The organism is Burkholderia sp. SIMBA_062, assembly GCF_046534765.1.
Classification (GTDB): Bacteria; Pseudomonadota; Gammaproteobacteria; order Burkholderiales; family Burkholderiaceae; genus Burkholderia; species Burkholderia ambifaria.
The window spans coordinates 232,525-258,281 of record NZ_JAWRYD010000007.1; the positions used below are offsets into that span (position 1 = coordinate 232,525).

Below are 25,757 nucleotides of genomic sequence, written 5' to 3' on the forward strand. Positions count from 1 at the left end.
GAAAGCCCAATTATTCCGCTATTTCAGGAACAATGCCGCACGCGGTAGGCTCACCGCCCTTTGTTCCGATATTTCAGGAATTAAAACGAGCGCGGCGACGCTTCCGCGCCGCCGCCCGAGTTGACCGGATCGCCCGCGACCCGGGCCCCCGCTCACAACTGCCCCGCCGCCCCCGTCCACCGCAGGTAATCCCCACGCGTCCAGTCGAGCGACACGCCGACGCGCTTCGTCCCCGGCCGGATCTTCGGCTTGTACATCGACAGCGTCAGCGACTCCAGCGCGGGCCATTCGCGAAACGACAGCACCGCGAGATCGGCGACGAGCGTTTCGAGCAGCCGCGTATGCGGCTTGTGCGACAGGAACGACGCGACACGCGCGCAGTAGCCGTCGTAGTCGATCCACTCGCCCTGCTCGCTCGGCTCGCAGCGATACCCAAGCCGCGCATCGATCACGATCGGCTGCGGCGCCTCGTGCTCGTGCGCGTGGATGCCGATTCGCGCGGGCACCTTCAGTTCGTCGACGAACACGCTCCAGCCACGCCCGCGCAGGCGCGGCGCGTCGATCGCCACGAACGGCTCGTCGAACGGCTTCATGATGCGAGCGGCGCCGCGGCGTCGAGCATGATGCGCACGAAATAGTCGGCGAAGCTGCGACGCAGGACGATCTCGAACGTATCGTCGCCGGTCGGGATCAGCGTGATCGGCGACTTGAAGTAGTGCGACTGCGCGCACTGGCCCGGCTTGAGCACGCGCGGATGCAGATCGAGCGGGCAGCCGCGCGCGATCACGTCGCGCACGCGTTCGCCGCTGACCTCGACCACCGTGTAGCCGCTGCCGACGTCGACGGCCGCCGCATACGAACCCTGCACGGCCTCCGCGAGCTGCGCCTCGAGCACGCCCGACTGGACGGGCCCGTTCGAGCGCACGAGCCACTCGTCGGGACCGAGCCAGAGCACGTCGTACTCGGCGGCGCGCGCCACCGTGTTCGGCGCCGACGGCGGCCGGCAGCCGACCACGCGCTCGAACGCGCTGACGAATGCCGGGTCGCTCAACTCGCCGCGCACGTTCACGAGATCGAGGAACGGCCGCTCGCGCAGCGTGAACTTCTTCGATGCACGCGCCTGATGCGGCTTCAGCACATCGGCCGAGCCGACGAGCGGCGATTCAAGCGTCACGCCCACGCCGGCCACCGGCGTCTGGTTTCTCGTTTCATTCCACATGCTGGCGCACCCCTTCGGTATCGTAGAAAACCGGGCTCGAGATCTTCGCGGTGACGCGGCGGCCGTTGGCCAGCGGAATCACGACGCTCTCGCCCATCTTGTTCAGGCCGCCCTTCACCACCGCCAGCGCAATCGAGCGCTTCAGGATCGGGCTGTAATAACTCGACGTCACGTGGCCGATCATCGGCGTCGGATCGACCGCCGACACCTGCGTGTCCTTCGCGATGATCTGCGCGCCTTCCGGCAGCACGAACTGTTCGTCCTCGGTCAGCAGGCCGACGAACTGCTTGCGGCCTTCCTTCGACGTATCCGAGCGAGCCAGCGAACGCTTGCCGAGGAAGTCCTTCGACTTCGCGACGAGCCCGCCCATCCCGAGGTCGTACGGCGTGACCGAGCCGTCGGTGTCCTGGCCGACGATGATGTAGCCCTTCTCCGCGCGCAGCACGTGCATCGTCTCGGTGCCGTACGGCGTGATGTCGAACTCGGCACCGGCCGCCATCAGCGCTTCCCACACCGCGCGGCCTGCATTGGCCGGCACGTTCACTTCGTACGCGAGTTCGCCGGAGAAGCTGATCCGCATCACGCGCGCCTTCGCGCCCGCGACGGTGCCGTTCCGGTAGCTCATGAACGGGAATGCCTCGTTGCCGAAGTCGATGTCCTGACACACCTTCTGCACGACCTTGCGGCTCTTCGGGCCGACCACCGCGAACGTCGCCCAGTGATCGGTGACGGACGCGAGCCGCACCTTCATGTCGGGCCATTCGGTCTGCAGCCAGCGCTCGAGCCACGTGAGCACGCGCGCCGCGCCGCCGGTGGTCGTCGTCATCATGAAATGCTGGTCGGCGAGGCGCACCGTCACGCCGTCGTCGAACACCATCCCGTTTTCGTCAAGCATCAGCCCGTAGCGGCACTTGCCGATTTCGAGCTTGTTCCACGGGTTCGTGTACATCCAGTTCAGCAGCTTCACCGCGTCCGGACCCTGGATGTCGATCTTGCCGAGCGTCGACGCGTCGAGGATGCCGACACCGTTGCGCACCGCGAGGCATTCGCGCTTCACGGCCGCATGCAAATCCTCGCCGTTCTTCGGGAAATACCACGGCCGCTTCCAGTTGCCGACGTCCTCGAACAGCGCGCCGTGCTCGACGTGCCATTCATGCACGGCCGTCTTGCGGATCGGGTCGAGGAAATCGCCGGTCTCGCGGCCCGCGAACGTACCGAACGACACCGGCGTGTAGTTCGGGCGGAACGTCGTCGTGCCCGTTTCGGGAATCGTCTTGCCGAGCGCCTGCGCGAGGATCGCCATCCCGTTGATGTTGCCGAGCTTGCCCTGGTCGGTGCCGAAGCCCATCGCGGTGTAGCGCTTCACGTGCTCGACCGACTCGAAGCCTTCGCGCGCGGCAAGCAGGATGTCGGCGGCTGCCACGTCGTTCTGGAAGTCGACGAACTGCTTCGGCCCGCGTGCGGCGGCCTCGCGGCTGCCGACGAGCCACAACGGCTGCGGCGCGCCTTCGACGGTTTCGGCGACTTGCGGCGCGACTACGCGCTGCGGAGCCGCGAAGCCGGCGGCCTTCGCCGCTTCGACGCCCGCGTCGAGTGCGAGCCGCAACGCACGTGCGAGACCGAACTCGCCCGCCGCCGCACCGACGCTCGCCTCGGCCTGCACGGGCTTGCCCGGCAGGAAGCACGCCTTCTCGTCGTTCCAGCATGCCTTGCCGCCGGACTGCGCGAACAGGTGCAGCACCGGGCTGAAGCCGCCCGACATCGCGACGAGGTCGCACGGCAGCGACTGCAGCTTGCTGCCGGTCTGACCGTTCGTGTAGGACGCGACGTCGACCGACGATACGCGCCACTTGCCCGAAGCGGACGTCACCACGGCACCGCTCATCACCGTCACGCCCTGCCGCTTCGCGGCGGCAGGCAGCGCGCCGTTCGACGACGCACGCGAATCGACGACCGTCACCTTCGCACCGCACGCCTTCAGGTCGAGCGCGGTCTGGTACGCACGATCGTTGTTCGTGAACACGACCACGTTGCGGCCCGGCATCACGCCGTAGCGATGCACGTAGGTGGACACCGCGCCGGCGAGCATCACGCCCGGCAGGTCGTTGTTGCCGAACACGATCGGACGCTCGTGCGCGCCGGTCGCGAGGATCACGCGCTTCGCGCGGACCTTCCACAGCAGCTCGCGGGTACCCTTGCGCATCGACACCGGCTGGTGATCGGTCAGGCGCTGCGTGATCGTGACGAGGTTGTGGTCCTGGTAACCGAACGCGGTGCTGCGCGACAGGATGGTCACGTCGGGCAGCTTGCGCAGCTCGGCCTCGATCTTCTCGACCCATTGCTGCGCCGGCTTCGCGTCGATTTCCGCGCGGCACGACAGCAGGCTGCCGCCGAGCTCGCGCTGGTCGTCGACGAGGATCACGCGCGCGCCGGCCGTCGCGGCCGCATGCGCGGCGGCGAGGCCCGACGGGCCACCGCCGACCACGAGCACGTCGCAGTGCGCGTAGCATTTGTCGTAGCGATCGGCGTCGAGCACTTCGGGCGCCTTGCCGAGGCCGGCGGCCTCGCGGATCTTCTCTTCGTACTTCGGCCACATGTTGCGCGGCCACATGAAGGTCTTGTAGTAGAACCCGGCCGGCATGAAGCGCGAGAACTTCTGGTTGATCGCGAACTTGTCGTTCTCGAGCGACGGCTCGGCGTTCACGCTCGTCGCGACAAGGCCCTGGTACAGCTCGATCTCGGTCGCGCGCGCGTTCGGCACCGTGTACGGGCCGGACTCGAGCTGCACGACGGCGTTCGGTTCCGCGACGTCCGCCGTCACGATCCCGCGCGGACGGTGGTACTTGAAACTGCGCGCGACGAAGTGCACGCCGTTCGCGAGCAGCGCGGACGCGAGCGTGTCGCCCTGGAAGCCCTGATACGTGCGGCCGTTGAACGTGAACGTCAGCGGAATCGCGCGATTGATGCGGCCACCGGTGCCGAGGCGGTCTTTCTGGCTCATTTGCTCGTGCCCTCTTCGTGTGCGTTGCCGGCAGCCGCGCCATTGATGGCAGCGCCGCCGAACTTTTCGTAGCCCTTGATATCGTAGGTCACCGTGTCGCGCGTCACCTTGAACCAGCGGCGGCAGCCCTGGGTGTGCAGCCATTGCTCCTTGTGCAGCCCGCGCTTGTTCTCGCGCATGAACACGTATTCGCCCCATTCGCGGTCGGTCATGGTTTCGTTCGCCACCGGGCGCACGATGTCGGCTTCACCGCCGCACGTGAACTCGGATTCGGCGCGCGGCCCGCACCACGGACATTCGATCAGCAGCATGTTTCTTTCTCCTCAGTGCGGTTAGTGTGCGACGGCGGCAGCGCCGTGCTCGTCGATCAGGTGGCCCGTGTAGAAGCGGTCGAGCGCGAACGGCGCGTTCAGCGGATGCGGTTCGTCGCGGGCGATCGTGTGCGCGAACACCCAGCCCGAGCCCGGCGTCGCCTTGAAGCCGCCGGTACCCCAGCCGCAGTTGAAATAGAGGCCCTTCACGTCGGTCTTGGTGATGATCGGGCACGCGTCCGGCGACACGTCGACGATGCCGCCCCACTGGCGGTTCATCCGCACGCGCGAGAACACCGGGAACATCTCGACGATCGCCTGCAGCGTGCTTTCGATGATGTGGAAGCTGCCGCGCTGGCCGAAGCCCGTGTACTGGTCGATACCCGCGCCGATCACGAGGTCGCCCTTGTCGGACTGGCTGATGTACGCGTGCACGGCATTCGACATGATCACCGAGTTGACCACCGGCTTGATCGGCTCGGACACCAGCGCCTGCAGCGGGTGGCTTTCGATCGGCAGGCGCACGCCGGCCATGTCGGCGAGCGTCGTCGTGTTGCCGGCCGCCACCACCGCGACCTTCTTCGCCTTGATGAAGCCCTTCACCGTATCGACGCCGACCACCGCGCCGCCTTCGCGGCGAATGCCCGTCACCTGGCAGTTCTGGATGATGTCGACACCGGCGCGGTCCGCGCCGCGCGCGAAGCCCCAGGCCACCGCGTCGTGACGCGCGACGCCCGCACGGCGCTGGATCGATGCGCCGAGCACCGGGTAGCGGCTGTTCAGGTTGATCGTCGGCTCGATTTCCTTGATCTGCGCGGGCGTCAGGAATTCGGCGTCGACGCCGTTCAACCGGTTCGCATTCACGCGGCGCTCGGTGTCACGCACGTCCTGCAGCGTGTGCGCGAGGTTCATCACGCCGCGCTGGCTGAACATCACGTTGTAGTTCAGGTCCTGCGACAGCCCTTCCCACAGCTTCATCGCCTTCTCGTACAGCGCGGCCGATTCGTCCCACAGGTAGTTCGAGCGGACGATCGTCGTGTTGCGCGCGGTGTTGCCGCCGCCGATCCAGCCCTTCTCGAGGATCGCGACGTTCGTGATGCCGTGCTCCTTCGCGAGGTAGTAGGCGGTCGCGAGGCCGTGGCCGCCGCCGCCGACGATCACGACGTCGTATTCCTTCTTCGGTTCCGGGCTCTTCCACTGCTTTTCCCAGTTCTCGTGATACGAGAGGCCGTTGCGGAACAAGCTGAATATCGAGTAGCGGCTCATGTTAGTGATCCTTCGTTAGCATTCGATGACGTTCACGGCAAGACCGCCGCGCGACGTTTCCTTGTATTTCGTCTTCATGTCGGCACCCGTCTCGCGCATCGTCTTGATCACCGAATCAAGCGACACGTAGTGCTGGCCGTTACCCTTGAGCGCCATCCGCGACGCGTTCAGCGCCTTGATCGCGCCCATCGCGTTGCGTTCGATGCACGGAATCTGCACGAGCCCCCCGACCGGGTCGCAGGTCATGCCGAGGTTGTGCTCCATGCCGATCTCGGCCGCGTTCTCGACCTGATCGGGCGTGCCGCCCATCACCGCGGCGAGCGCGGCCGCCGCCATCGAGCACGCGACGCCCACTTCGCCCTGGCAACCGACTTCCGCGCCCGAAATCGACGCCGTTTCCTTGTAGATGATCCCGATCGCCGCGGCCGTCAGCAGGAATTCGACGATGCCGGCTTCGTTCGAGCCCGGCACGAATTTCACGTAGTAGTGCAGCACCGCGGGAATCACGCCGGCCGCGCCGTTGGTGGGCGCGGTGACGACCCGGCCGCCCGCCGCGTTCTCCTCGTTGACGGCCATCGCATACAGGTTGACCCAGTCGAGCATCGACAGCGGGTCGCGCAGCGACTCTTCCGAACGCGCACGCAGGTGCCCGTTCATCTCGGCCGCACGGCGCTTCACGCGCATCGGGCCCGGCAGTTCGCCCTCGACCTTGCAGCCGCGCTCGACGCATGCGGCCATCGTGCGCCAGATCGCGAGCAGCCCGGCACGCACTTCCTCCTCGGGGCGCAGCGCGCATTCGTTGCGCAGCATCACTTCGGCGATCGACAGCCCGTGTTCGCGGCACTGGCGCATCAGGTCGTCGCCGGTACGGAACGGATACGGCACTTCGACCGCCGCGCGCACGCCGTTCACGCGATCGCCGTCGCGATTGACCACGAAGCCGCCGCCGACCGAGTAATACTCTTTCTCGACGAGCAACTGGCCGTGCTCGTCGAACGCCTGGAAGCGCATCCCGTTCGGGTGCACGATGCTCGTGCCGCTCATCAGCTTGCGATAGAAGCCGATGTTCTCCTTCTCGTCGAAGCGGATCGTCTGCTTGCCGAGCAGCGCCAGCGACTTCTCCGCGCGGATCCCGGCGAGCCGCGGCTCGATCAGGTCCGGATCGATCGTGTCCGGCAGGTGGCCCTCGAGACCGAGCAGCACCGCCTTGTCGGTGCCGTGGCCCTTGCCCGTTGCACCGAGCGAGCCGTATAGTTCGACCCGCACGCGCCGCACGAAGCCGAGCAGGTTCGCGTCCTCGATGTGCGATGCGAAGCGGCACGCGGCGATCATCGGGCCGACCGTGTGCGAACTGGACGGGCCGATGCCGATCTTGAACAGGTCGAACGCGCTGACGTTCATCTGGCTTCCTCTGGGTGGGCGTACGTGAAATGTCGTTGGCATCAGTACATCAAAGCGTAAAATTGGCAGATAGAACAAAAACGGCATCGGCGTGGGATAGCGCCGCCAAGCCCCGCGCCGGCCGCCCGCAAAGTGCGTTTTGGCGATGATTCGCGACGCAAAAGCACAAGTCGGCCTCCCGCCGTGCCCGCAGAGTGAATGAAACGAGTGAGACCTGCCTTTCCGGCGTGACGAGATTGACCGCGATGACACCCGACGTACCCGCTTCCCCCCTCGCCGAACCAGCGCCGCAGCGCATCCGCTTCGGCATCGTGCTGCTGCCGAACTTCACGCTCACGGCCTTCTCCGGTTTCGTCGACATGCTGCGGCTGTCGGCCGACGACGGCGACTACAGCAAGCCCGTGCGCTGCGCGTGGAGCGTGATCGGCGAAACGCTGGCGCCGGTGCGCGCGAGCTGCGGGATCCAGATCACGCCGTGGGAGACCTTCGAAGGGGCCGAACCATTCGACTACGTGGTCGTGGTCGGCGGGCTGCTGCACTCGGGGCCGCAAGCCGGCCCCGAAACGCTCGAGTTCATCCGCCGCTCGGCGGCGGGCGGCGCGACGGTCGTCGGCATCTGCACGGGCGTGTTTACGCTGATGCGCGCGAAGGTGCTCGACGGCTATCGCACCTGCGTGAGCTGGTTCCACTACTGGGATTTCATCGAGCGCTTCCCGAGCGCCGATCCCGACCTGCTGATCGCCGACCGCCTGTTCGTGATGGACCAGCGCCGCATCACCTGCTCGGGCGGGCGCGCGTCGATCGACGTCGCCGCCGCGATCCTGCTGCGCCATTTCGACCATGCGACCGTGCAGAAGGCGCTGCGCATCCTGCTCGTCGGCGAGATGCAGAAAGGCAATGCGCCGCAGCCGCATCCGCCCGGCCTCGAGCCGGCCACGCACCCGAAGGTCAAGCGCGCGATTCTCCTGATGGAACAGCATGTCGGGCGCTCGCTGCCGCTCGAGGAACTCGCGTGCAAGCTCGACATGTCGACGCGCCAGCTCGAGCGGCTGTTCAAGGCCGAGACAGGCAGGAGCCCGCAGGCGTTCGCGAAGCAGGTGCGGCTGCGCACCGCCGCGTGGCTGCTGACCAGTTCCGACCGCACCGTCGCCGATATCGCGTCGAGTTGCGGGTTCGCCGACGCGTCGCACCTCGGCCGTGAGTTCCGCAAGCAGTTCGGCGTGCCGCCGGCGACCTATCGCGAGCGCGGCGGAGAGGTCGCGGAAGTCGCGGTGCCGGCCGCGACGGATGCCGATCCCGTCGAAGACATCGCCGACTGACGATCGCTCGCCGTCGCCGGCGCGCTCCCTTTGCTCCCCGACCGCGCGTCGAACCGCGCACGATCGCCGCATGTTCGCGGCCAATTGGAACCGGTTCCAATCAACTTGACCGACGTTCTCCCGTGTTGATTGAGGGTTATTCCGGATGTTGACGCTCTTCCAAATTTGTATGATGACCACATCACCTTACAAGCTAGAGCGCCATGTTCGAGAAAATTCCCGCCCGTGCAATGAGCGATCACGTCGCGCAGCAGCTGCTCAAGCAGATCGAAGCCGGCAGCTTCTCGGCCAGCGGCAAGTTGCCGACGGAAGCCGTGCTCGCGCAGGAATTCGGCGTGAGCCGCACCGTGATCCGCGAGGCGATCTCGCGGCTGAAGAACGAAGGCGTGGTCGAGCCGCGCCAGGGCAGCGGCGTGTACGTGAACCAGCACGGCGCGATCCGGCCGCTGCGGATCGACTACGCGGAAGCCGTCGAGGCCAGCTCGCTGCCGCACCTGCTCGCGGTGCGCCGCGCGATCGAGGCTGAAGTCGCGGCCGAAGCCGCGCTGCACCACACCGCCGACGACATGGCCGACATCGACGACGCGCTGCGCAAGATCGACGACGCGGCGGCCGATGGGCGCGACGGCGTCGCGGAAGACGTCGCGTTCCACCGCACGATCGCGGCCGTCACCGGCAATCCGTATTTCCTCAAGACGCTGCAGTTCCTGAATCAGTACCTCGAGGCCGGCGTGAAGGTCACGCGACGCAACGAAGCGACGCGCGAGGATTTCTCGCGGCAGGTGCGCGAGGAACACGCGGCGATCGCCGACGCGATCCGCGCGCGCGACCCGATGGCGGCGCGCAACGCGGCGCGCACGCACATGTACAACGCCGCGCGCCGTCTCGCGGAAGCCGGCATCTGCTGAAGCCGGTGGCGGTGCTCCCCCTGCGCCGCCACCGTCCCGAACCTCTTCCCGAATCGATCAAGGTTGACCATGTCACGAAATGTTGGAGTCATCGGCCTCGGCGCAATGGGTCTGGGCGTCGCCCGCTCACTGCTGCGCGCGGGGTTCCGCGTGCACGCATGCGACGTGCGCGACACCGTGCTGCAGGCGTTCGCAGCCGAAGGCGGCGTGGCCTGCGCGAGCCCGGCCGAACTCGGCGCGCAGTGCGACGTCGTCGTCACGCTCGTCGTCAATGCCGCGCAGACTGAAACGGTGCTGTTCGGCGAGCACGGCGCGGTCGCGGCGATGAAGCCGGGCGGCGTCGTGATCGCGAGCGCGACCGTCGCGCCCGACTTCGCGGTCGCGCTCGGCGTGCGCATCGAGTCCGCGGGCCTGCAGATGCTCGACGCTCCGGTGTCCGGCGGCGCCGCGCGCGCGGCCTCGGGCGAGATGACGATGATGACGTCGGGCCCGGCCGCCGCGTATGCGGGTTGCGACGACGTACTCGCCGCGATCGCCGGCAAGGTGTATCGCCTCGGCGACGCGCACGGCATCGGCTCGAAAGTGAAGATCATCAACCAGCTGCTGGCCGGCGTGCATATCGCGGCGGCCGCGGAGGCGATGGCGCTCGGCCTGCGCGAAGGCGTCGACGCCGACGCGCTGTACGACGTGATCACGCACAGCGCCGGCAATTCGTGGATGTTCGAGAGCCGCGTCCCGCACATCCTGAACGGCGACTACACGCCGCTGTCGGCCGTCGACATCTTCGTGAAGGATCTCGGCCTCGTGCTCGATACCGCGCGCCGCAGCAAGTTCCCGCTGCCGCTGTCGGCCACCGCGCACCAGATGTTCATGAGCGCGTCGAGCGCCGGCCACGGCGGCGAGGACGATTCCGCCGTGATCAAGACTTTCCCCGGCATCACGCTGCCGCCCGCCCGCTGATTCGAATCACGCTCCTGCCATGACCGCCTCCGCTTCCCGTCCCCTGCTCGGCTGCATCGCCGACGATTTCACCGGCGCGACCGATCTCGCGAACATGCTCGTCAAGAGCGGCATGCGTACCGTGCAGACGATCGGCGTGCCCGCCGACGGCGCCGCACTCGACACCATGGTCGACGCCGATGCGATCGTCGTCGCGCTGAAGTCGCGCACGATTCCCGCCGCCGACGCCGTCGCGCAATCGCTCGCCGCGTATGAATGGTTGCGCGCGCAAGGATGCCGCCAGTTTTTCTTCAAGTACTGCTCGACGTTCGACTCGACCGACGCGGGCAACATCGGGCCGGTGGCCGACGCGCTGCTCGATGCGGCCGGCGGCGACTTCACGATCGCGTGCCCGGCGTTCCCCGAGAACGGCCGCACGATCTATCGCGGCCACCTGTTCGTCGGCGACGTGCCGCTGAACGAATCGGGAATGGAGAACCATCCGCTCACGCCGATGAAGGACGCGAACCTCGTGCGCGTGCTGCAGCAGCAGACGAAATCGCAGGTCGGCCTGATCCGCTACGACACGATCGCGCTCGGCGCGGCCGCCGTGCGTGCGCGGATCGACCAGCTGCGCGCCGAAGGCACGCGTTTCGCGATCGCCGACGCGCTGTCGGATCGCGATCTCTACGTACTCGGCGAAGCATGCGCGGGCCTGCCGCTCGTCACCGGCGGCTCGGGCATCGCGCTCGGCCTGCCCGCGAATTTCCGCCGCGCGGAGCAACTGCCCGAGCGCGACAACGCGGCGTCGCTACCGCGCATCGAAGGCCTGTCGGCCGTGCTCGCCGGCAGCGCATCGAAGGCCACGAACGCGCAGGTCGCCGCATGGCGCGCGACCCGGCCGAGCTTCCGCATCGATCCGCTTGCGGCCTCGCGCGGCGAACCCGTCGTCGAGCAGGCGCTCGCCTTTGCGCGCTCGCACCTGCCGCAGCCGGTGCTGATCTACGCGACCGCCACGCCCGACGAAGTGAAGGCCGTCCAGCAGGCGCTCGGCGTCGAAGCGGCCGGCCATCTCGTCGAAAGCACGCTCGCGGCGATCGCCCGCGGCTTGCGCGAGCTCGGCGTGCGCAAGTTCGTCGTCGCCGGCGGCGAGACGTCCGGCGCGGTCGTGCAGGCGCTGGACGTGAAGTCGCTGCAGATCGGCGCGCAGATCGACCCCGGCGTGCCGGCCACCGCCACCATCGACGCGCAGCCGCTCGGCCTCGCGCTGAAGTCCGGCAACTTCGGCACGGTGGACTTTTTCGACAAGGCGCTGCGCGCCCTCGACGGAGCCGCATGATGCGCGACGAAGCGAAACTGCGCGAAGAGATCTGCGTGGTCGGCGCGAGCCTGTATGCGCGCGGCCATGCGGTCGGCAGCGCCGGCAACATCAGCGCGCGGCTTGCCGACGGCTGGTTGATCACGCCGACCGATGCGTGCCTCGGCCGGCTCGACCCGAACGACATCGCGAAGGTCGGCCTCGACGGCCAGCCGGTATCGGGCGGCAGGCCGTCGAAGACACTCGCGCTGCATCGCGGGATCTACGCGCGCAACACCGAAGTCAACGGCATCGTCCATACGCATTCGACGCACCTCGTCGCGCTGACGCTCGCGGGCGTGTGGCGCGACTCCGACGTGCTGCCGCCGATCACACCGTACTACGTGATGAAGGTCGGCCACATTCCGCTCGTCCGCTATCGCCGCCCCGGCGACCCGGCCGTCGCGGCCGAAGTCGCGGCGCTCGCCGACCAGGTGCGCGGCGTGCTGCTCGAGCGTCTCGGCCCGGTGATGTGGGGGCCGTCGGTGTCGCACGCGTCGTATGCGCTCGAGGAACTCGAGGAAACCGCGCGGCTGTGGCTGATGACGCATCCGAAGCCCGAGCCGCTGTCCGACGCCGCACTCGACGAACTGCGCCAGGCCTTCGGCGCGCGCTGGTAGCGCGACGCATCGCGCACGGACCACGCGCGAGCGACGTACCGATTCCCATGCCCGCCGTGTGCGCGGGCCCTTGCCTCAGCACACACACGATCCGGCGGCGTACGCGCCGCCGGCACACGACATCGATGGAGACGACGATGACTGCTCTCGACGCGGCCGCAAGCCGCTCGCCCGCCGCGCCCGCCCAATCGGCCGAGCTCGACCGCACCTACAAGAAAGTGTTCTGGCGCATCGTGCCGTTCCTGATGCTCTGCTACGTGGTCGCGTATCTGGACCGCGTAAACGTCGGCTTCGCGAAGCTGCAGATGTCGCAGGACCTCGCGTTCAGCGAAACCGTGTTCGGCCTTGGCGCCGGCATCTTCTTCCTCGGCTACTTCCTGTTCGAGCTGCCGAGCAACCTGCTGATGCACCGCATCGGCGCGCGCATCTGGATCGCGCGAATCATGATCACGTGGGGCCTGCTGTCGGCCGTGTTCGCGTTCGTGCAGACGCCGACGCAGTTCTACGTGCTGCGCTTTCTCCTCGGTCTCGCGGAAGCCGGCTTCTATCCGGGCGTGATCCTGTACCTCACGTACTGGTTCCCGTCGCATCGCCGCGCGAAGATCATCGCGGTGTTCATGTCGGCGATTCCGGTGTCAGGCATCTTCGGCAACCCGCTGTCGGGCTGGATCATGGAACGCTTTCACGGCGGCTCGGGCTTTCACGGCTGGCAATGGATGTTCATGATCGAGGCCGTGCCGGCCGTGCTCGTCGGCATCGCGACGATCCTGTATCTCGACAACAGCATCCGCGGCGCGAAGTGGCTCGACGAGCGCGAGAAGCAGCTGCTCGAGGATGAAATCGCCGCGCAGCCGCAGGAGCAACAGAAGCACGGCCATTCGCTGAAGGCCGTGTTCTCCGACCCGCGCATGTGGTGGATGTCGCTGATCTACTTCGCGTTCGTCACCGGCCAGTACGGCCTCACGTTCTGGATGCCGACGCTCGTCAAGTCGACCGGCATCACCGATACGTTGCAGATCGGCCTGCTGTCGGCGATTCCGTTCGTCGTCGCGATCGTCGTGATGAACCTGTTCGGCCACAGCGCGGACAAGCACCGCGAACGCCGCTGGCACCTGATCGTGCCGGCGCTGATGGGCGCCGTCGGGTTTGCGGTCGCCGCGTCGTACTCGCACAATACGGCGGTGTCGATCGTGTTCCTGTCGCTCGCGGCGGGCGGCGTGCTGACCTGCGCACCGCTGTTCTGGTCGCTGCCGACCGCGTTCCTCGCCGGCTCCGCCGCTGCCGCCGGGATCGCGATCATCAACTCGGTCGGCAACCTCGCCGGGTTCGCGAGCCCGTACGTGATCGGCTACCTGAAGGACCTCACGCACAGCACGTCGTCGGGCATGTACGTGCTCGCGTCGATGCTCGTGATCGGTGCGATCGCCGTGTGGCTCACGCCCGCGAAACTCGTGAACCGCTGAGCCTGCCGCCATTCGACGCGGGGCGCCGTGCGCCCCGCCCCATTCATTCACAGGAACCGCTGCCATGCCCCGCTTCGCCGCCAACCTCTCGATGATGTATACCGAGCACGCGTTCCTCGAACGCTTCGCCGCCGCCGCTTCCGATGGCTTCAAGGCCGTCGAATACCTGTTCCCGTATGACTTCGCCGCCGAGGACATCCGCGCGCAGCTCGACGCGCACAACCTCGAGCAGGCGCTGTTCAACGCGCCGCCCGGCGACTGGGCCGCCGGCGAGCGCGGGATCGCGTCGCTGCCGGGCCGCGAGGACGAGTTCCGGCGCGGCATCGACCGGGCGCTCGACTATGCGCGCGTGCTCGGCAACAAGAAGCTGCACGTGATGGCCGGGATGGTCGCGCCGGGCGCCGACCGCGCGCGCCATCGCGACACCTACCTGGCGAACCTGCGGCATGCGGCGCAGGCCGCCTTCGCGCACGGCATCACGATCCTGATCGAGCCGATCAACCAGCGCGACATGCCCGGCTATTTCCTGAGCCGCCAGGACGATGCGCACGAGATCTGCGCGGAAGTCGGCGCGCCGAACCTGAAGGTGCAGTTCGACTGCTATCACTGCCAGATCGTCGAGGGCGACCTCGCGATGAAGCTCAAGCGCGATTTCGCGGGCATCGGCCACATCCAGATCGCCGGCGTGCCCGAGCGCCACGAGCCGGATATCGGCGAGCTCAACTATCCGTACCTGTTCGCGCTGATCGACGCGCTCGGCTACGACGGCTGGATCGGCTGCGAATACCGCCCCAAGGCCGGCACGTCCGAAGGCCTCGGCTGGCTCAAGCCGTATCTGTAATCCAAGCATTCCAAGAGGGCAACGAACATGAAAGTACTGATCACCGGCGGCGCCGGCTTTCTCGGCCAGCGTCTCGCGCGCAAGCTGCTCGAGCGCGGCGAGCTGACCGGCCCCGACGGCCGGACCGGCAGGATCGACGAGCTGGTGCTGCTCGACGTCGTCGAAGGCAGCGATTTCGGCGACGCGCGCGTGACGTCGATCGTCGGCGACATCGCCGATCGCACGGTGCTCGAAAGCGCGATCGACACGCAGACGGGCACGATCTTCCACCTCGCGGCGATCGTCAGCGGGCAGGCCGAAGCCGATTTCGATCTCGGCATGCGGATCAACCTCGACGCGTCGCGCACGCTGCTCGAGGTGTGCCGCGCGCGCGGCCATCGTCCGCGCGTCGTATTCACGAGCTCGGTGGCCGTCTACGGCGGCGTGCTGCCCGACATCGTGCAGGACGACACCGCGCTGAATCCGCAATCGTCGTACGGTGCGGAGAAGGCGATCGCCGAGCTGCTGCTGTGCGACTACGCGCGGCGCGGCTTCGTCGACGGCCGCGTGCTGCGACTGCCGACCATCAGCGTGCGGCCGGGCCGCCCGAACGCGGCCGCGTCGTCGTTCGCGAGCGGCATCATTCGCGAGCCGCTGAACGGCGAGGAAAGCGTGTGCCCGGTGCCGGGTTCGACGCGCTTGTGGCTGCTGTCGCCGCGCGGCGCGATCGAAGCGCTCGTCGCCGGTTGTGAAATCGACGGCGAGAAGCTCGGCAACAAGCGCGTGATCAACCTGCCCGGCCTGTCGGTGTCGGTCGACGAGATGATCGCGGCGCTGCGCGAAGTCGCGGGCGACGACGTCGTGAAGCTGATCCGCCATGCGCCGGACGAACGCGTCGAGAAAATCGTCGGCAGTTGGCCGGGCCGCTGGGACACGACGCGCGCGGAAGCGCTCGGGCTGAAGGGAGACACGTCGTTCGCGGACGTGATCCGCAGCCATATCGCCGACGAACGGCGTTGACGGCCGCGCCGCCGACGCCCGCGCGGCAGGCACCGTCGGGCCGCGTCAGCGCGGCCTGGCGGACTCCCCGGCGCGCATCGATGCGCGCTTCGCCCCGCCCGGCGGGCGCGCCGCGCCAGCCGCGTGCTGCCATGCCAGCAAACCCGGCAGATAGAACAGCAGATCGCGCACGCGCCGCGCGCCGGCCAGCGCCAGACAGGTCGGCGCGTCGAAGCCGAGCAGCCCGCCGATCAGTACGAACCCGCCCTCCTGTACGCCCAGCCCGCCCGGCATCATGAACGCGATGCTGCTCAGCAGCTGGATCAGCGCCTCGATCGCGAGCGCCTGCGCGAACGTCGGATCGGCGCCGAGGAAGCGCAGCGCGAACCAGAGTTCCAGTGCATGCCCCGCGAACTGCAGCGTCTGCCAGATCGCGAGATAGCGCACGACGATACCGGTCCTGCGCCAGATCATCCGGATGGACTGATCGGTGCGCGCCGATTCGCCGACCAGCGCCACCACCTTCCCGCTCGTGATGCGATTGAGCGCACGCATCGCCCGCTCGAACGGCCGCGCGTGCTGCACCAGTGCGGACAGCAGCAGCACGGGCACCATCGCCGCCATCCCGATGGCGAGCTGCGCGGCCACCCGCGCGGCATCGGACGAACCGTGGTCGAGCACGTAGCCGATCGCGACCAGCGCGAACACCAGCTGGCTGATCAGCGTCAACTGCATGTCGGCGACGAGGCTCGCCACGATGGTCGCCGGGCGCACGCCCGCCTGCCGCAGCAAGCTGAACGACACGAGTTCGCCGCCGATCCGCGCGACCGGCAGCAGCCCGTTGATCGATTCGCGAATCCAGACCAGCTTCAGCATCGTCGCGAAGGAGGGCCGGCGCCGGCCGCGGATCAGCATCCGCCAATCCCATGCATTGGCGAGCATCGGCAGCACGTGAACCAGAGCGGCGAGCAGCAACCCTGCACCGGCGGCCTGCAGCCGGTGCAGGACCGTCAACGGATGCTCGCGCCAGATCAGCCATACGGCGATGGCCAGCCCGGCGAATGCAGCGATGCGTCCCGCATGCCGGAGCCGCGCGTCGCGATAGGTGGACACCCGCCCCGCGCCTTCATCGTCGGAATGCGTGTCGTGCGTCATGGTTTCCCCGCCGGCGACAGCAAACCCTCGCGGTCGACGCGAAAGCGCGTGCCGCGCCAGATGACATGCGACGAGAAGAAGCTCGACACGAAGATCAGGAACTGCACCAGATCGACGAACGGCAACCAGAGCGCGCCGCGCAGGCTCGCGCCGATCGCGCGCGCCGTTCTCACCATCAGCAGCGCCCGCGCGGCAAGCGCGGCCACCGTCAGCGCGCAGGCGGCCGCCGTGCCGCCGGACAGCAGCAGCGCCAGCAACGCGAGCGGCACCGGATGCATCAGCACCGAACCCGCATGACCGACCCGGTCCGCCGCGCGGATCGTGCAACTCCAGCGCAATTCGTGCGCGTACAGGTTGGCGAACGTGTCGTCGACACACGCATGCCCGACGACGAACGGCGGAATCACGACCCGCGCCCCGATCTGCCGCACCGCTTCACCCAGCGCGTGATCCTCGGCGAGGTGATGCGCGAAACGCGTGAGGCCGCCGATGCGTTCGAGCGTCGCGCGTGTGATCGCGATCGTCTGGCCGAAGCACGGACGCGCGCGACCGATGAAGAGCCCGGTGATCACGCCCGGCAGGAAATGGTAGTTCGTCATCGCGACGGCAACGCCGGGCCAGAAACCCGGCGACGCGACGCCGCGATACACGCTCGTCACGATGCCGACGTCCGGCTCCTGTAGCGCGCCGACGACGGCGCGCAAATAATCGCGCTCGACCACCACGTCGCTGTCGGCAAGGCAGAGCACCGAATGCTCCGCGTGTTCGAGCATGTTCACGAGATTGGCGACCTTGCGATTGGGCCCGTACAGCCGGGCATCGGCGACGACCGTGATGTTGGCATCCGGATAGCGCACGCGCAGTGCCTCGACAGCCTCGAGCGCGGCGTCGCCCGCGTCATGCACGCCGAACAGGTGCTGAACCGGCCCCGGATAATCCTGGACGAAGAAGCTTTCGAGATGCTGACCAAGGTGCCATTCGTCGCCGTGCAACGGCTTCGCGACGGTGACACCCGGAAAATCGCGCGGCATCGCCGCCGCGCGGGAAAAGAACCGACCGACCAGCACGCTGGCCGCGATCGTGTAGGCAATGCCCAGCAGCACGCCCAACCCGCAAACGAGCGACATCGCCCGGGCCAGCGCGTGTACCACCTGCAGCCACTCCATGCCTCTCTCCCGAGGTTGTCCGTGCGACCGCAATGCCGGTATCGGCCCCGCGCGCACGGTTTCACCACGCACGCAGCCGGATCGAGTGTGATCGAGTCGGATGTGCAGGATGACCAACCGACGTTACGCGCAATCAGATGACACGACTACCGTTCGGCGAATACGGCGCCGGCAACCTTACGATCCGACAGGATCGCAATCGCGACGACGCCCGATTTATCCAACGTCATCGTGGTGAAAAATGCCTCGGGTACAACCTGCGGGCCCGCGCGGCGATCGACAAAGGGGCGCGCCATTGCTCGATCGACGGGACACAATCGATGTGCGGCCGCACACTTAAAGTTTCGTTAAGCATTCGGCCGTACAATCCGCCGGAAGATACAGCCACCCCGCTTGCCAGGAGCCTTCATGCCCACGCCCGCCCGATATGACGCAGTCGCCCGCGTTCTTCACTGGCTCATCGTCGTGCTTCTCGTCGCGCAGTACGCGATCGGCTGGACGATGCCCGACGTGCATCGCGACACACGCCCGGTCGGGCTGATCGCCGCGCACCTGATCGTGGGCACCGCGCTGCTCGCCGCGATGGCTTGTCGCGTGCTCTGGCGCGCGACGCACCGTCCACCCGCCGACGAGCTGTCGCCCACGATGCGTGCGTTGTCCGGCGCAACGCATGCCGCGCTCTATGCGCTGCTGATCGCGGTGCCGTTGCTCGGCTGGATCAACGCGTCATCGCGCGCGTGGGCCGTGACGCTGTTCGGCGTCATTCCGTTGCCGGCACTGTCGGCAGCCGGCTCAGGATTCGGGCACGCGATGGGCGACGTGCACGGGATCCTCGCGTGGGTGCTGTTCGGTGGTGTGTGCCTTCACGTCGCGGCCGCGATCGCGCATCGGTTCGTCCTGCGCGACCAGGTCATGCAGCGGATGATGCCCTGGTAATCTCGTCACTCACGTCCCGGCACATTCCGCGATCGACCTGCGCACGCATCGGAATCGCGTGACGAGGTGATCGCGGCGCCGCGCGAAGCGGCGCGCGATCGACGGCATGGCCGTGCGTGCGGTTCGATCAGGTCGCGCGCCGCGCACGGCATGCGTATTGCCGGCACGCGAACACGACGGCCTGAAGATACACACGTACACGTCGACACCTAGTTGTCGAGCTGCGCCGGCATGACGGACGCCGGCGCATTCGCGGCGGCCGAAGCCGCCATCCTCGCGTGATCCTGCTCGGCGAGCTTCGCCTGCGCGGCCTGAATGTCCGCTGGATATTCGCCGTCGTCGCCCTTCGACGGGTCGTAACCCGCCGCTTCCAGACGAATCAGCTCGTCGCGAACCTGTGCACGCGTGAGCGGCGCATTCGATTGCGCGAATGCGGACTGACCGGAAATCGCGCCGATCATCATCAGTACTGCGATACAAGTTTTCATCATGAACTCCTTCAATGTTTCGTGCCGATCAAGCGTGGTGAATGTCGAACCCGGCGCGGCGGGCCTTCAGGTCAGCTTCCGAAATAGAGCGTGCAGAAGCTCTCGGGGCCCACGCACGCGGCCGAGCGCGGACGGGACGGCAGCGTCGCCGGCCTTCCCGCATCGGAAGCCGCCGCCGGATCGCGGCCGACCGCGGTCTCGGCCTGATGCCGCGGCATCTGTTCGGCCTGCTGCTGGAACAGCGGGCTCACCGCCGGATACGACGTGTCGGTCACGAAGCGCAACCCGTTGTTTTCGGCGTCGATCAGTTCCTGCCTGACCTGCGCGCGCGTCAGTTCCTGGGCCGACGCGGACGTCGCGACACCCGCGACGGAAATCGCCGCCACCGTGGCGGCCACCAGCCAATGCGTGTTCATGCTCCACTCCTTCGAAAGTCAACGAGACGACGTGCTACATCCCGTATGACGGCGCCCGGTGTGCGTTTATTCCCGGAATTCCGCGGCACCTGCGCCGGACGTTCACCGAACTGTCATTCTTTCGTCAGCCGGCGTAACCTGACGTAATGCGGCCCCACCGCGTGTGGGGCAGACTGACGACACCTTGTGGATCGGTCCTCGATCATGTCCGTTGCTTACGACTCTGCAGCCAGCCTGCTTCGCACGCTGTACGACCGCCATATCGATAGTGGCGCGGTGCTCGACACGGCCGCGTTCCCCGATGCCGAGCGATTCATCCGTGCGTGGCCGGTCATCCGCGCGGAAGCGCTCGACGTCGCGCGCGACCTGCCGCGCATCCCGCGCTTTCACGAGATCATGCGCGAGCAGCACGACATCTCGGCCAACGATGCGCGCGACTGGCGGATGTTCATCATGCAGGCTTACGGCCAGCCGTTCCCGCGCAACCTGTCGCGCTGCCCGACCGTCGAATCGATCATCGCGGCGTCGCCGGACGTCCTGTCCGCGTCGCTATCGTTCCTCGCGCCCGCCAAGCACATCCCGCCGCATCGCGGGCCGTTCCGCGGCATCCTGCGCGGCTATCTGGTGCTGTCGATGCCGAAGCGCGCGGACGGCACGCCGGCCGCCGTGCTGAAGGTCGACGGCCACGAATACCGGCTCGACGAAGGCCGCTTCCTGCTGTGGGACGACACGTTCGTGCATGAAGTGTGGAACGACAGCGACGAAGTCCGGATCGTGCTGCTGCTCGATATCCGCCGGCGCGGCATGCCGCGCTTGCTGACGTGGCTGTCGAATGCGGTGATCGGCATCGTGCGGCTCGGAATCCGGATACGCGGGCAGTCGATTCCGGTTTAGCAAGACACCCGACGCACGCAGGTTGCGATCAATCCTCGCGTGCAAGATGCGTCAGGACCTCCGTGAGCGCCTGAATCGCGGGTTGCGCGGCGCGTTGCACCGGGTACACGAGGTAGTAGCCCAGACCGTTGCGCACCACCTCCGAAAACGGCGCGACCAGCGTTCCGGCCGCCAGCCGATCCGCCGCCATGCGCGGATCGCCGATCGCGACGCCGTGCGCCTGGGCCGCGGCCGTCAGTGTCAGTTCGAGCGTATCGAATACGAGCCCGCTGCGCGGGTCGATCTGCGTGGCGCCCACGGCGTCGAGCCAGCATCGCCATTCGTCGCGATTGCGCGCGGGATGCAGCAGCGTCGCGTGCGCGAGATCGGCGACCGACTGCAGCGACGCGCCAACCTCGCGCGTACACATCGGCGTCAGGTATTCGTCGAATAGCGGGACCGCCACCATGCCCGCCCAACTGCCGGTGCCGCGCACGACGATGGCATCGAAATCGGCGTCGGTGAAATCCGGTGTGTCGTCCGCCGACGTGTGAATGCGCAGTTCGGTCCGCGGCAACGCGTGATTGAGCGCCGACAGCCGCGGCAGCAGCCAGCGAATCGCGAACGTGGAAGGCAGCCGCAACGTCAGCGTCGACGCGGCATGCGCATGGGCGTGAGCGTGTCGCGCCAGTTGCGCGAGTACGTCGACGGCCACCGTCAGCAACGCGCCGCCTTCCGTGGTCAACGTCAATCCCGACGGGCGACGGACGAACAACGCACATCGGTAGTGCGCTTCCAGTTGCTGCACCTGACGGCTCACCGCGCCTTGAGTCCGACACAGATGCTCGGCGGCCCGGTTGAAGCTGCCCAGTTCCGCGGCGGCGACAAACGCCTGGAACGCCGCGAGCGGCGGCAGTGCGCGCGTCAGTTCCGCCAGCGGATATGCGCGGGCGGCATGCCCGGGTTGCGGATTTTTCGTTTGTTCGGTCATCGCGGCATCGCTATCGTGGTTGAACCGAATCGCGACGGCTGTCGCGGAAGGCTCGTCAACAATCAGCGGAGAAATATCATGGTTTCGTCGTCCGACGCACTTTACACGCGACAGGTCGATACCTACCTGAAGACACTCGAGCGCGGCGACGTCGCCGCGATCTGTGCATTGTTCACGCCGGACGCGCGAATCTTCTCGCCGTTTCTCGGCTGGATGGCGCCGCAGCCCTTCTTCGAAAAAGTCGCGGCGGCATCCGGACAAAGCCGGATCACGCCGATCGACATCTGCGTCAGCACGACGGGCGCACGTCGGGCCACCGGCTATTTCACCTACGACTGGGGACTGAAAGACGGCTCCGCGGTGCAATTCGAGTGCGTCGACGTATTCGAATTCGACGAGCACGCGCGCATCGAGCGCATGATCATCGTCTATGACACGCATCCGGTCCGAAGCACGGTCGGCGACAAGTACGCGTAGCCGGGCAAGCGCGGGCACTTGCCATTGCGCGGCGCAGCAACCGCGACATCGCCGCCGGCCGCACGGCGATGTCGCTGCCGGCCCGATCGATCGCCTAAACTACAGACCGTCCCCCTGCGCGGCTCCTGCCAGCCCCTGCCATGGCCCACCTCTTCTTCGCGGCGTCGATCCAGCGGCATATCGACACGCCCGAGCGCGACATCGACGCACGGACGCTCGGCGAAGCGCTTGAAACCGTCTTCGGCGAACAGCCGCGGCTGCGCGGCTACATCGTCGACGACCAGGGTGCGCTGAGAAAGCATCTGTCGGTGTTCATCGACGGCCAGCCGGTGCGCGACCGGCAACACCTGTCCGACGCGCTCGGCGACGCGAGCCGCGTCTATGTCGTGCAGGCGCTGTCCGGCGGATAGAGGGACGCATCGCCACCGAAACAAGCACCCGATCGCGCGCACAGGAGACACCCGACATGAACGATCGACTGCTCGTCGCGACCCGCAAGGGCCTGTTCGTGCTGCATGCCGACGGCAACGGCGGCTGGTCGCTCGGCGAGCCGCACTTCATCGGCGAACCGGTCAGCATGGCGCTGGCCGATCCGCGCGACGGCGCGCTGTATGCGGCGCTCAACCTCGGCCATTTCGGCGTCAAGCTGCATCGCCGGCGGGCCGGCGCGGCCGAATGGGAAGAATGCGCGGTTCCGGTGTATCCGCCGCAGCCCGCCGACGCGCTGCGCGCGAACGTCGGCGCACATGCCGGCGACGCCGACGCGGGCGACGAAGCGCCCGCCCCACCCCGGCCGCCGTGGACACTTCAGCAGATCTGGTCGCTCGAAGCCGGCGGCGCCGACGAGCCGGGCGTACTGTGGGCCGGCACGATACCGGGCGGGCTGTTCCGCTCCGGCGACGGCGGCGATTCGTGGGAGCTCAACCGCGCATTGTGGGACCGCCCGGAGCGCCCCGAATGGTTCGGCGGCGGCTACGACGCGCCGGGCATCCATTCGGTGATGGTCGATCCGCGCGACAGCCGGCACGTGACGATCGGCATCTCGTGCGGCGGCGTATGGCAGACCTTCGACGGCGGCGCGACCTGGCGCGTCAGCGCCGACGGCATGGAAGCCGATTACATGCCGCCCGAGCGGCGCGGCGAGCCCAACGTGCAGGATCCGCATCGCGTCGTGCAGTGCGCGGCCAATCCCGATGTGCTGTGGACCCAGCATCATTGCGCGATCTTCCGCTCGACCGACGGCGCCGCGCACTGGCAGCGCATCGAAGCGCAGCCGTCGAGCTTCGGCTTCGCGGTCGCCGTGCATCCGGCGGATCCCGACACCGCGTGGTTCGTACCGGCCGTGAAGGATGCGTGCCGGATTCCGGTGAACGGCCGGTTCGTCGTCACGCGCACGCGCGACGGCGGCCGCAGTTTCGAGAGCCTGTCGAACGGGTTGCCGCCTGCACCGGCCTATGACCTCGTGTATCGGCACGGGCTCGCGGTGGATGACACCGGCACGCGCCTCGCGATGGCGTCGACGACGGGCGGGTTATGGACTTCCGGTGACGGCGGCGAGAACTGGCGGCAGGTATCCGCGCATTTGCCGCCAGTGTATTGTGTGCGTTTCGGGTAGCGAACGGAGAACGACGTGCGCTCGAGGCAAGCTTCGCGGCCGGGACACACCACCCCCCTGCGCCGCGATGCGCATCATTTGTTCATGCAACAATTGTCGGGACAGCCAGGCAGCAATGTTATTTCAGCGCGTTTGGCATTTTCATGGTCATGAATACTCAAGCGTTTATAAACATAAGCATGAACAGCGTAGCGCTCCTGTTTCATCCCGAAATGCACCAACAACCGGCGAGCGGACTCGGCACGCCTCGCAGACAGCTCTTCCGGATGGATTTCCACAGGCTCGGCTACCCCGCTCACGGCTACGCCTTCGCGAACCGGAAACTGCGACAGCATCGTCGATACCCAACCCTTCAGCTTCCTCGCTTGCTCTTCGCTCACCATGGCAGAATCCCGGTCAAACATCAGATCAAAATTTTGCCCTGGCAAATTCTCCGACCCATCGCAAGCGTACGAATTTTCAGCCAGACACAACAAGATTACGCCGCTAATCAAGCCAGATAACGTACGCCGAAATACTGTCCGCATTTTTGATTGCCATCTCAGGATTATTTTGCCCCCATTCGGGAAGAAATCGCGTGATTCCATACTTTGGATCGCCAGCCCCGAACGTATCCTTGAAATGAGTGCATTCGTGGATAATGGTTGACAACTTCGAGGTAGCCGCCCGACTTCGATCGCGAATCGTACAAAATTCCTCGTAAATGCTTATTGTATGCGTTTCAGTGTCGGGGCCGCATACGTGCGCAACAGTGCCGACATGCTTATTGGTAGGCAAGCATCCAAGTGATCTGTCCAGATCGGGACGAGCCCTCAGGAAATTCCCGGGACCGAGTGCCCGCATGACAGCAAGGGTCGACGTCAGTCCAGTGACAAGGCGATGACGGACCTGATGATCATTGGCGCCAAACCACGTCCAGACACGGCTCCGTTCGTCAGGCGCCCATTCGGCCAGTCGTTTGAGCCGCTCCTTTACCAAATCGGCCCCCTCGTCGCGAAGCTCCATCATCAGCTTTCTGAACTCCGCGTCGGTCATGCCCGGACAGATTGGCGGCCCGCTGAGCGTAAGGAAAACTTTGAGCTTGGAGTTGCGCACGGTATTCGTCACGGCTGAATCGTGGACGCATACGTATTCGTCACGGGGCATCGCTACTGTCCTCCACGACCTCGAGCCTGAGTTTCTCGGCCCCACGCGTCGTTATTCGCCGAGTGTTTCCGTCGAGATCAGTGACGCCACTGAAAATCTGGCCTGACATTGTGCGTATGCGGTACCGAACGTGTGCAAGCGGACGCCCGCTCCGATCGTCGCACAAGACATACTGCTCGTCATGCTGATCGCTGGCCGTCGATGCAGACTCGGTCTGATTGCGGATCTGCCCGGTGAACGCCGCTGCTTCGTCGGCCGTAAACAACATCCTCATGCCGCGCTCGGCATAGAACACCGGCGGCGGATTGCAACCACAGACGTTGATGTCACCGCTCAACGCCCACGGTTTGCCGTTTGGTCCGGTTCCTGGCCTTCGCGGCCCTTTCGGGGCAATAAAACCCTTCTGCCCGCAAGCGGTGCAGTAGGTTTTCATATCGAGCGTCGCAATATGCACGCGCGGCGCCGGATTGGAACAGGTAACGGTCGGCAGCCCCTCCATAATCGTCGCGCTGCCGCCTCGATCACCTCGTGCAAGGAAATAGCGGATCATGCGCAATCGCCCGACTCGCCGCGTGCGACGGCAAGCCTCACCACCATCCGTTCTCTATTGGGAGTATCCCCGTGTCTGGCGCACTCGGCACACGAGCTGACAACGGAATGAAAATGCGTCGGCACCTTCTTCTTGGGTGACATCCTGACTCTCCTTCGCAATATTGGTGTGGTTTGAGGTTCCCACGGTTTTTCGCCTTCCAACGGTCCCGAGTTATGCCGCGGCGTCCTTGGTCTGCTGAGCTTTGATCCAGTCCCGAAGGAACCGCTCCGGAGAAACAAAGCCGAGCGACGAATGACGACGACTGCGGTTGTAGAACAC

The 25,757-nt window shown here is 66.7% G+C and carries 28 protein-coding genes; 13 read left to right on the plus strand and 15 right to left on the minus strand.

Annotated elements, in window-relative coordinates; all coding sequences use genetic code 11:
* Positions 1-152: 152 nt before the first annotated feature.
* Genes SB786_RS10230 through SB786_RS10255 form a run of 6 tightly spaced genes read right to left on the minus strand, consistent with a single transcriptional unit; the run spans position 153 to position 7,198 of the window.
* Positions 153-593, minus strand: a complete 441-nt coding sequence (locus tag SB786_RS10230; RefSeq protein WP_006749884.1) for a dihydroneopterin aldolase — start codon at positions 591-593, stop codon at positions 153-155.
* Positions 590-1,219, minus strand: coding sequence for a sarcosine oxidase subunit gamma (locus SB786_RS10235; protein WP_410727354.1), 630 nt, complete (start codon positions 1,217-1,219; stop codon positions 590-592). The genes SB786_RS10230 and SB786_RS10235 overlap by 4 nt, the downstream gene beginning before the upstream one ends.
* Positions 1,209-4,220 carry a sarcosine oxidase subunit alpha family protein gene (locus SB786_RS10240; protein WP_410727355.1) on the minus strand — a complete coding sequence of 1,004 codons (3,012 nt, stop codon included), beginning with the start codon at positions 4,218-4,220 and terminating at the stop codon, positions 1,209-1,211. Before SB786_RS10240 ends, SB786_RS10235 begins: the two co-directional genes overlap by 11 nt.
* On the minus strand, positions 4,217-4,531 hold the full coding sequence (locus SB786_RS10245) for a sarcosine oxidase subunit delta (RefSeq protein ID WP_006757386.1): 315 nt from the start codon (positions 4,529-4,531) through the stop codon (positions 4,217-4,219). Before SB786_RS10245 ends, SB786_RS10240 begins: the two co-directional genes overlap by 4 nt.
* A gap of 21 nt (positions 4,532-4,552) precedes the next feature.
* On the minus strand, positions 4,553-5,797 hold the full coding sequence (locus SB786_RS10250) for a sarcosine oxidase subunit beta family protein (RefSeq protein ID WP_006480591.1): 1,245 nt from the start codon (positions 5,795-5,797) through the stop codon (positions 4,553-4,555).
* 15 nt (positions 5,798-5,812) lie between these two features.
* Positions 5,813-7,198: an L-serine ammonia-lyase gene (locus SB786_RS10255; protein ID WP_410727357.1), complete on the minus strand. Its 1,386-nt coding sequence runs from the start codon at positions 7,196-7,198 to the stop codon at positions 5,813-5,815.
* 245 nt (positions 7,199-7,443) lie between these two features.
* On the opposite strand from SB786_RS10255, the gene SB786_RS10260 reads away from it, so the two are divergent.
* From SB786_RS10260 to denD, 8 genes are all read left to right on the plus strand, one after another.
* Positions 7,444-8,517, plus strand: coding sequence for a GlxA family transcriptional regulator (locus SB786_RS10260; RefSeq protein WP_410727358.1), 1,074 nt, complete (start codon positions 7,444-7,446; stop codon positions 8,515-8,517).
* A gap of 203 nt (positions 8,518-8,720) precedes the next feature.
* Positions 8,721-9,425 carry a FadR/GntR family transcriptional regulator gene (locus SB786_RS10265; RefSeq protein ID WP_410727359.1) on the plus strand — a complete coding sequence of 235 codons (705 nt, stop codon included), beginning with the start codon at positions 8,721-8,723 and terminating at the stop codon, positions 9,423-9,425.
* 69 nt (positions 9,426-9,494) lie between these two features.
* A complete protein-coding gene (ltnD, locus tag SB786_RS10270; protein WP_410727360.1) occupies positions 9,495-10,385 on the plus strand; it encodes an L-threonate dehydrogenase in 891 nt (296 codons plus the stop codon).
* A gap of 19 nt (positions 10,386-10,404) precedes the next feature.
* A complete protein-coding gene (otnK, locus tag SB786_RS10275; protein ID WP_410727361.1) occupies positions 10,405-11,703 on the plus strand; it encodes a 3-oxo-tetronate kinase in 1,299 nt (432 codons plus the stop codon).
* The gene (locus tag SB786_RS10280; protein WP_410727384.1) at positions 11,703-12,341 is read left to right on the plus strand and encodes an aldolase; all 639 of its coding nucleotides are present in this window, start codon (positions 11,703-11,705) and stop codon (positions 12,339-12,341) included. Before otnK ends, SB786_RS10280 begins: the two co-directional genes overlap by 1 nt.
* 137 nt (positions 12,342-12,478) lie before the next feature.
* On the plus strand, positions 12,479-13,804 hold the full coding sequence (locus tag SB786_RS10285) for an MFS transporter (RefSeq protein WP_410727362.1): 1,326 nt from the start codon (positions 12,479-12,481) through the stop codon (positions 13,802-13,804).
* A 64-nt stretch (positions 13,805-13,868) separates the two neighbouring features.
* Complete coding sequence (gene otnI, locus SB786_RS10290; protein WP_410727363.1) at positions 13,869-14,645, plus strand: 2-oxo-tetronate isomerase; 777 nt, start codon at positions 13,869-13,871, stop codon at positions 14,643-14,645.
* A gap of 27 nt (positions 14,646-14,672) precedes the next feature.
* Positions 14,673-15,644 carry a D-erythronate dehydrogenase gene (denD, locus tag SB786_RS10295; RefSeq protein ID WP_410727364.1) on the plus strand — a complete coding sequence of 324 codons (972 nt, stop codon included), beginning with the start codon at positions 14,673-14,675 and terminating at the stop codon, positions 15,642-15,644.
* A 45-nt stretch (positions 15,645-15,689) separates the two neighbouring features.
* Here denD and SB786_RS10300 read toward each other — a convergent pair whose 3' ends face one another.
* From SB786_RS10300 to SB786_RS10310, 3 genes are all read right to left on the minus strand, one after another.
* A complete protein-coding gene (locus SB786_RS10300; protein ID WP_410727365.1) occupies positions 15,690-16,778 on the minus strand; it encodes a lysylphosphatidylglycerol synthase domain-containing protein in 1,089 nt (362 codons plus the stop codon).
* Complete coding sequence (hpnI, locus tag SB786_RS10305) at positions 16,775-17,944, minus strand: bacteriohopanetetrol glucosamine biosynthesis glycosyltransferase HpnI (protein ID WP_410727366.1); 1,170 nt, start codon at positions 17,942-17,944, stop codon at positions 16,775-16,777. The genes SB786_RS10300 and hpnI overlap by 4 nt, the downstream gene beginning before the upstream one ends.
* A gap of 146 nt (positions 17,945-18,090) precedes the next feature.
* Entirely contained in the window at positions 18,091-18,240 is a 150-nt protein-coding gene (locus SB786_RS10310) for a hypothetical protein (RefSeq protein ID WP_410727367.1), read from the minus strand.
* 112 nt (positions 18,241-18,352) lie between these two features.
* Here SB786_RS10310 and SB786_RS10315 point away from each other — a divergent pair, with 112 nt between their 5' ends.
* Entirely contained in the window at positions 18,353-18,880 is a 528-nt protein-coding gene (locus SB786_RS10315) for a cytochrome b (protein WP_410727368.1), read from the plus strand.
* A 209-nt stretch (positions 18,881-19,089) separates the two neighbouring features.
* Here the strand turns inward: SB786_RS10315 and SB786_RS10320 are convergent, their stop codons facing one another.
* Positions 19,090-19,368 carry a DUF4148 domain-containing protein gene (locus SB786_RS10320; protein WP_410727369.1) on the minus strand — a complete coding sequence of 93 codons (279 nt, stop codon included), beginning with the start codon at positions 19,366-19,368 and terminating at the stop codon, positions 19,090-19,092.
* Between the two features lie 71 nt (positions 19,369-19,439).
* A complete protein-coding gene (locus tag SB786_RS10325; protein WP_410727370.1) occupies positions 19,440-19,784 on the minus strand; it encodes a DUF4148 domain-containing protein in 345 nt (114 codons plus the stop codon).
* A gap of 204 nt (positions 19,785-19,988) precedes the next feature.
* Here SB786_RS10325 and SB786_RS10330 point away from each other — a divergent pair, with 204 nt between their 5' ends.
* Positions 19,989-20,678 (plus strand): aspartyl/asparaginyl beta-hydroxylase domain-containing protein, encoded by a 690-nt coding sequence (locus tag SB786_RS10330; protein WP_410727371.1) that lies wholly within the window; start codon positions 19,989-19,991, stop codon positions 20,676-20,678.
* A gap of 28 nt (positions 20,679-20,706) precedes the next feature.
* Here the strand turns inward: SB786_RS10330 and SB786_RS10335 are convergent, their stop codons facing one another.
* Positions 20,707-21,648: a LysR substrate-binding domain-containing protein gene (locus SB786_RS10335; protein WP_410727372.1), complete on the minus strand. Its 942-nt coding sequence runs from the start codon at positions 21,646-21,648 to the stop codon at positions 20,707-20,709.
* Between the two features lie 78 nt (positions 21,649-21,726).
* On the opposite strand from SB786_RS10335, the gene SB786_RS10340 reads away from it, so the two are divergent.
* From SB786_RS10340 to SB786_RS10350, 3 genes are all read left to right on the plus strand, one after another.
* Positions 21,727-22,125 (plus strand): nuclear transport factor 2 family protein, encoded by a 399-nt coding sequence (locus SB786_RS10340; protein ID WP_410727373.1) that lies wholly within the window; start codon positions 21,727-21,729, stop codon positions 22,123-22,125.
* Between the two features lie 140 nt (positions 22,126-22,265).
* Positions 22,266-22,535 carry a MoaD/ThiS family protein gene (locus tag SB786_RS10345; protein WP_006749905.1) on the plus strand — a complete coding sequence of 90 codons (270 nt, stop codon included), beginning with the start codon at positions 22,266-22,268 and terminating at the stop codon, positions 22,533-22,535.
* Positions 22,536-22,591: 56 nt separating this feature from the next.
* Complete coding sequence (locus SB786_RS10350) at positions 22,592-23,740, plus strand: WD40/YVTN/BNR-like repeat-containing protein (protein ID WP_410727374.1); 1,149 nt, start codon at positions 22,592-22,594, stop codon at positions 23,738-23,740.
* Positions 23,741-23,814: 74 nt separating this feature from the next.
* Here the strand turns inward: SB786_RS10350 and SB786_RS10355 are convergent, their stop codons facing one another.
* Genes SB786_RS10355 through SB786_RS10365 form a run of 3 tightly spaced genes read right to left on the minus strand, consistent with a single transcriptional unit; the run spans position 23,815 to position 25,436 of the window.
* Positions 23,815-24,327, minus strand: coding sequence for an OmpA family protein (locus SB786_RS10355; RefSeq protein ID WP_410727375.1), 513 nt, complete (start codon positions 24,325-24,327; stop codon positions 23,815-23,817).
* The gene (locus SB786_RS10360; RefSeq protein ID WP_410727376.1) at positions 24,227-24,847 is read right to left on the minus strand and encodes a M35 family metallo-endopeptidase; all 621 of its coding nucleotides are present in this window, start codon (positions 24,845-24,847) and stop codon (positions 24,227-24,229) included. Before SB786_RS10360 ends, SB786_RS10355 begins: the two co-directional genes overlap by 101 nt.
* Before the next feature lie 28 nt (positions 24,848-24,875).
* Positions 24,876-25,436, minus strand: coding sequence for a hypothetical protein (locus SB786_RS10365; RefSeq protein ID WP_410727377.1), 561 nt, complete (start codon positions 25,434-25,436; stop codon positions 24,876-24,878).
* Positions 25,437-25,757 lie beyond the last annotated feature (321 nt).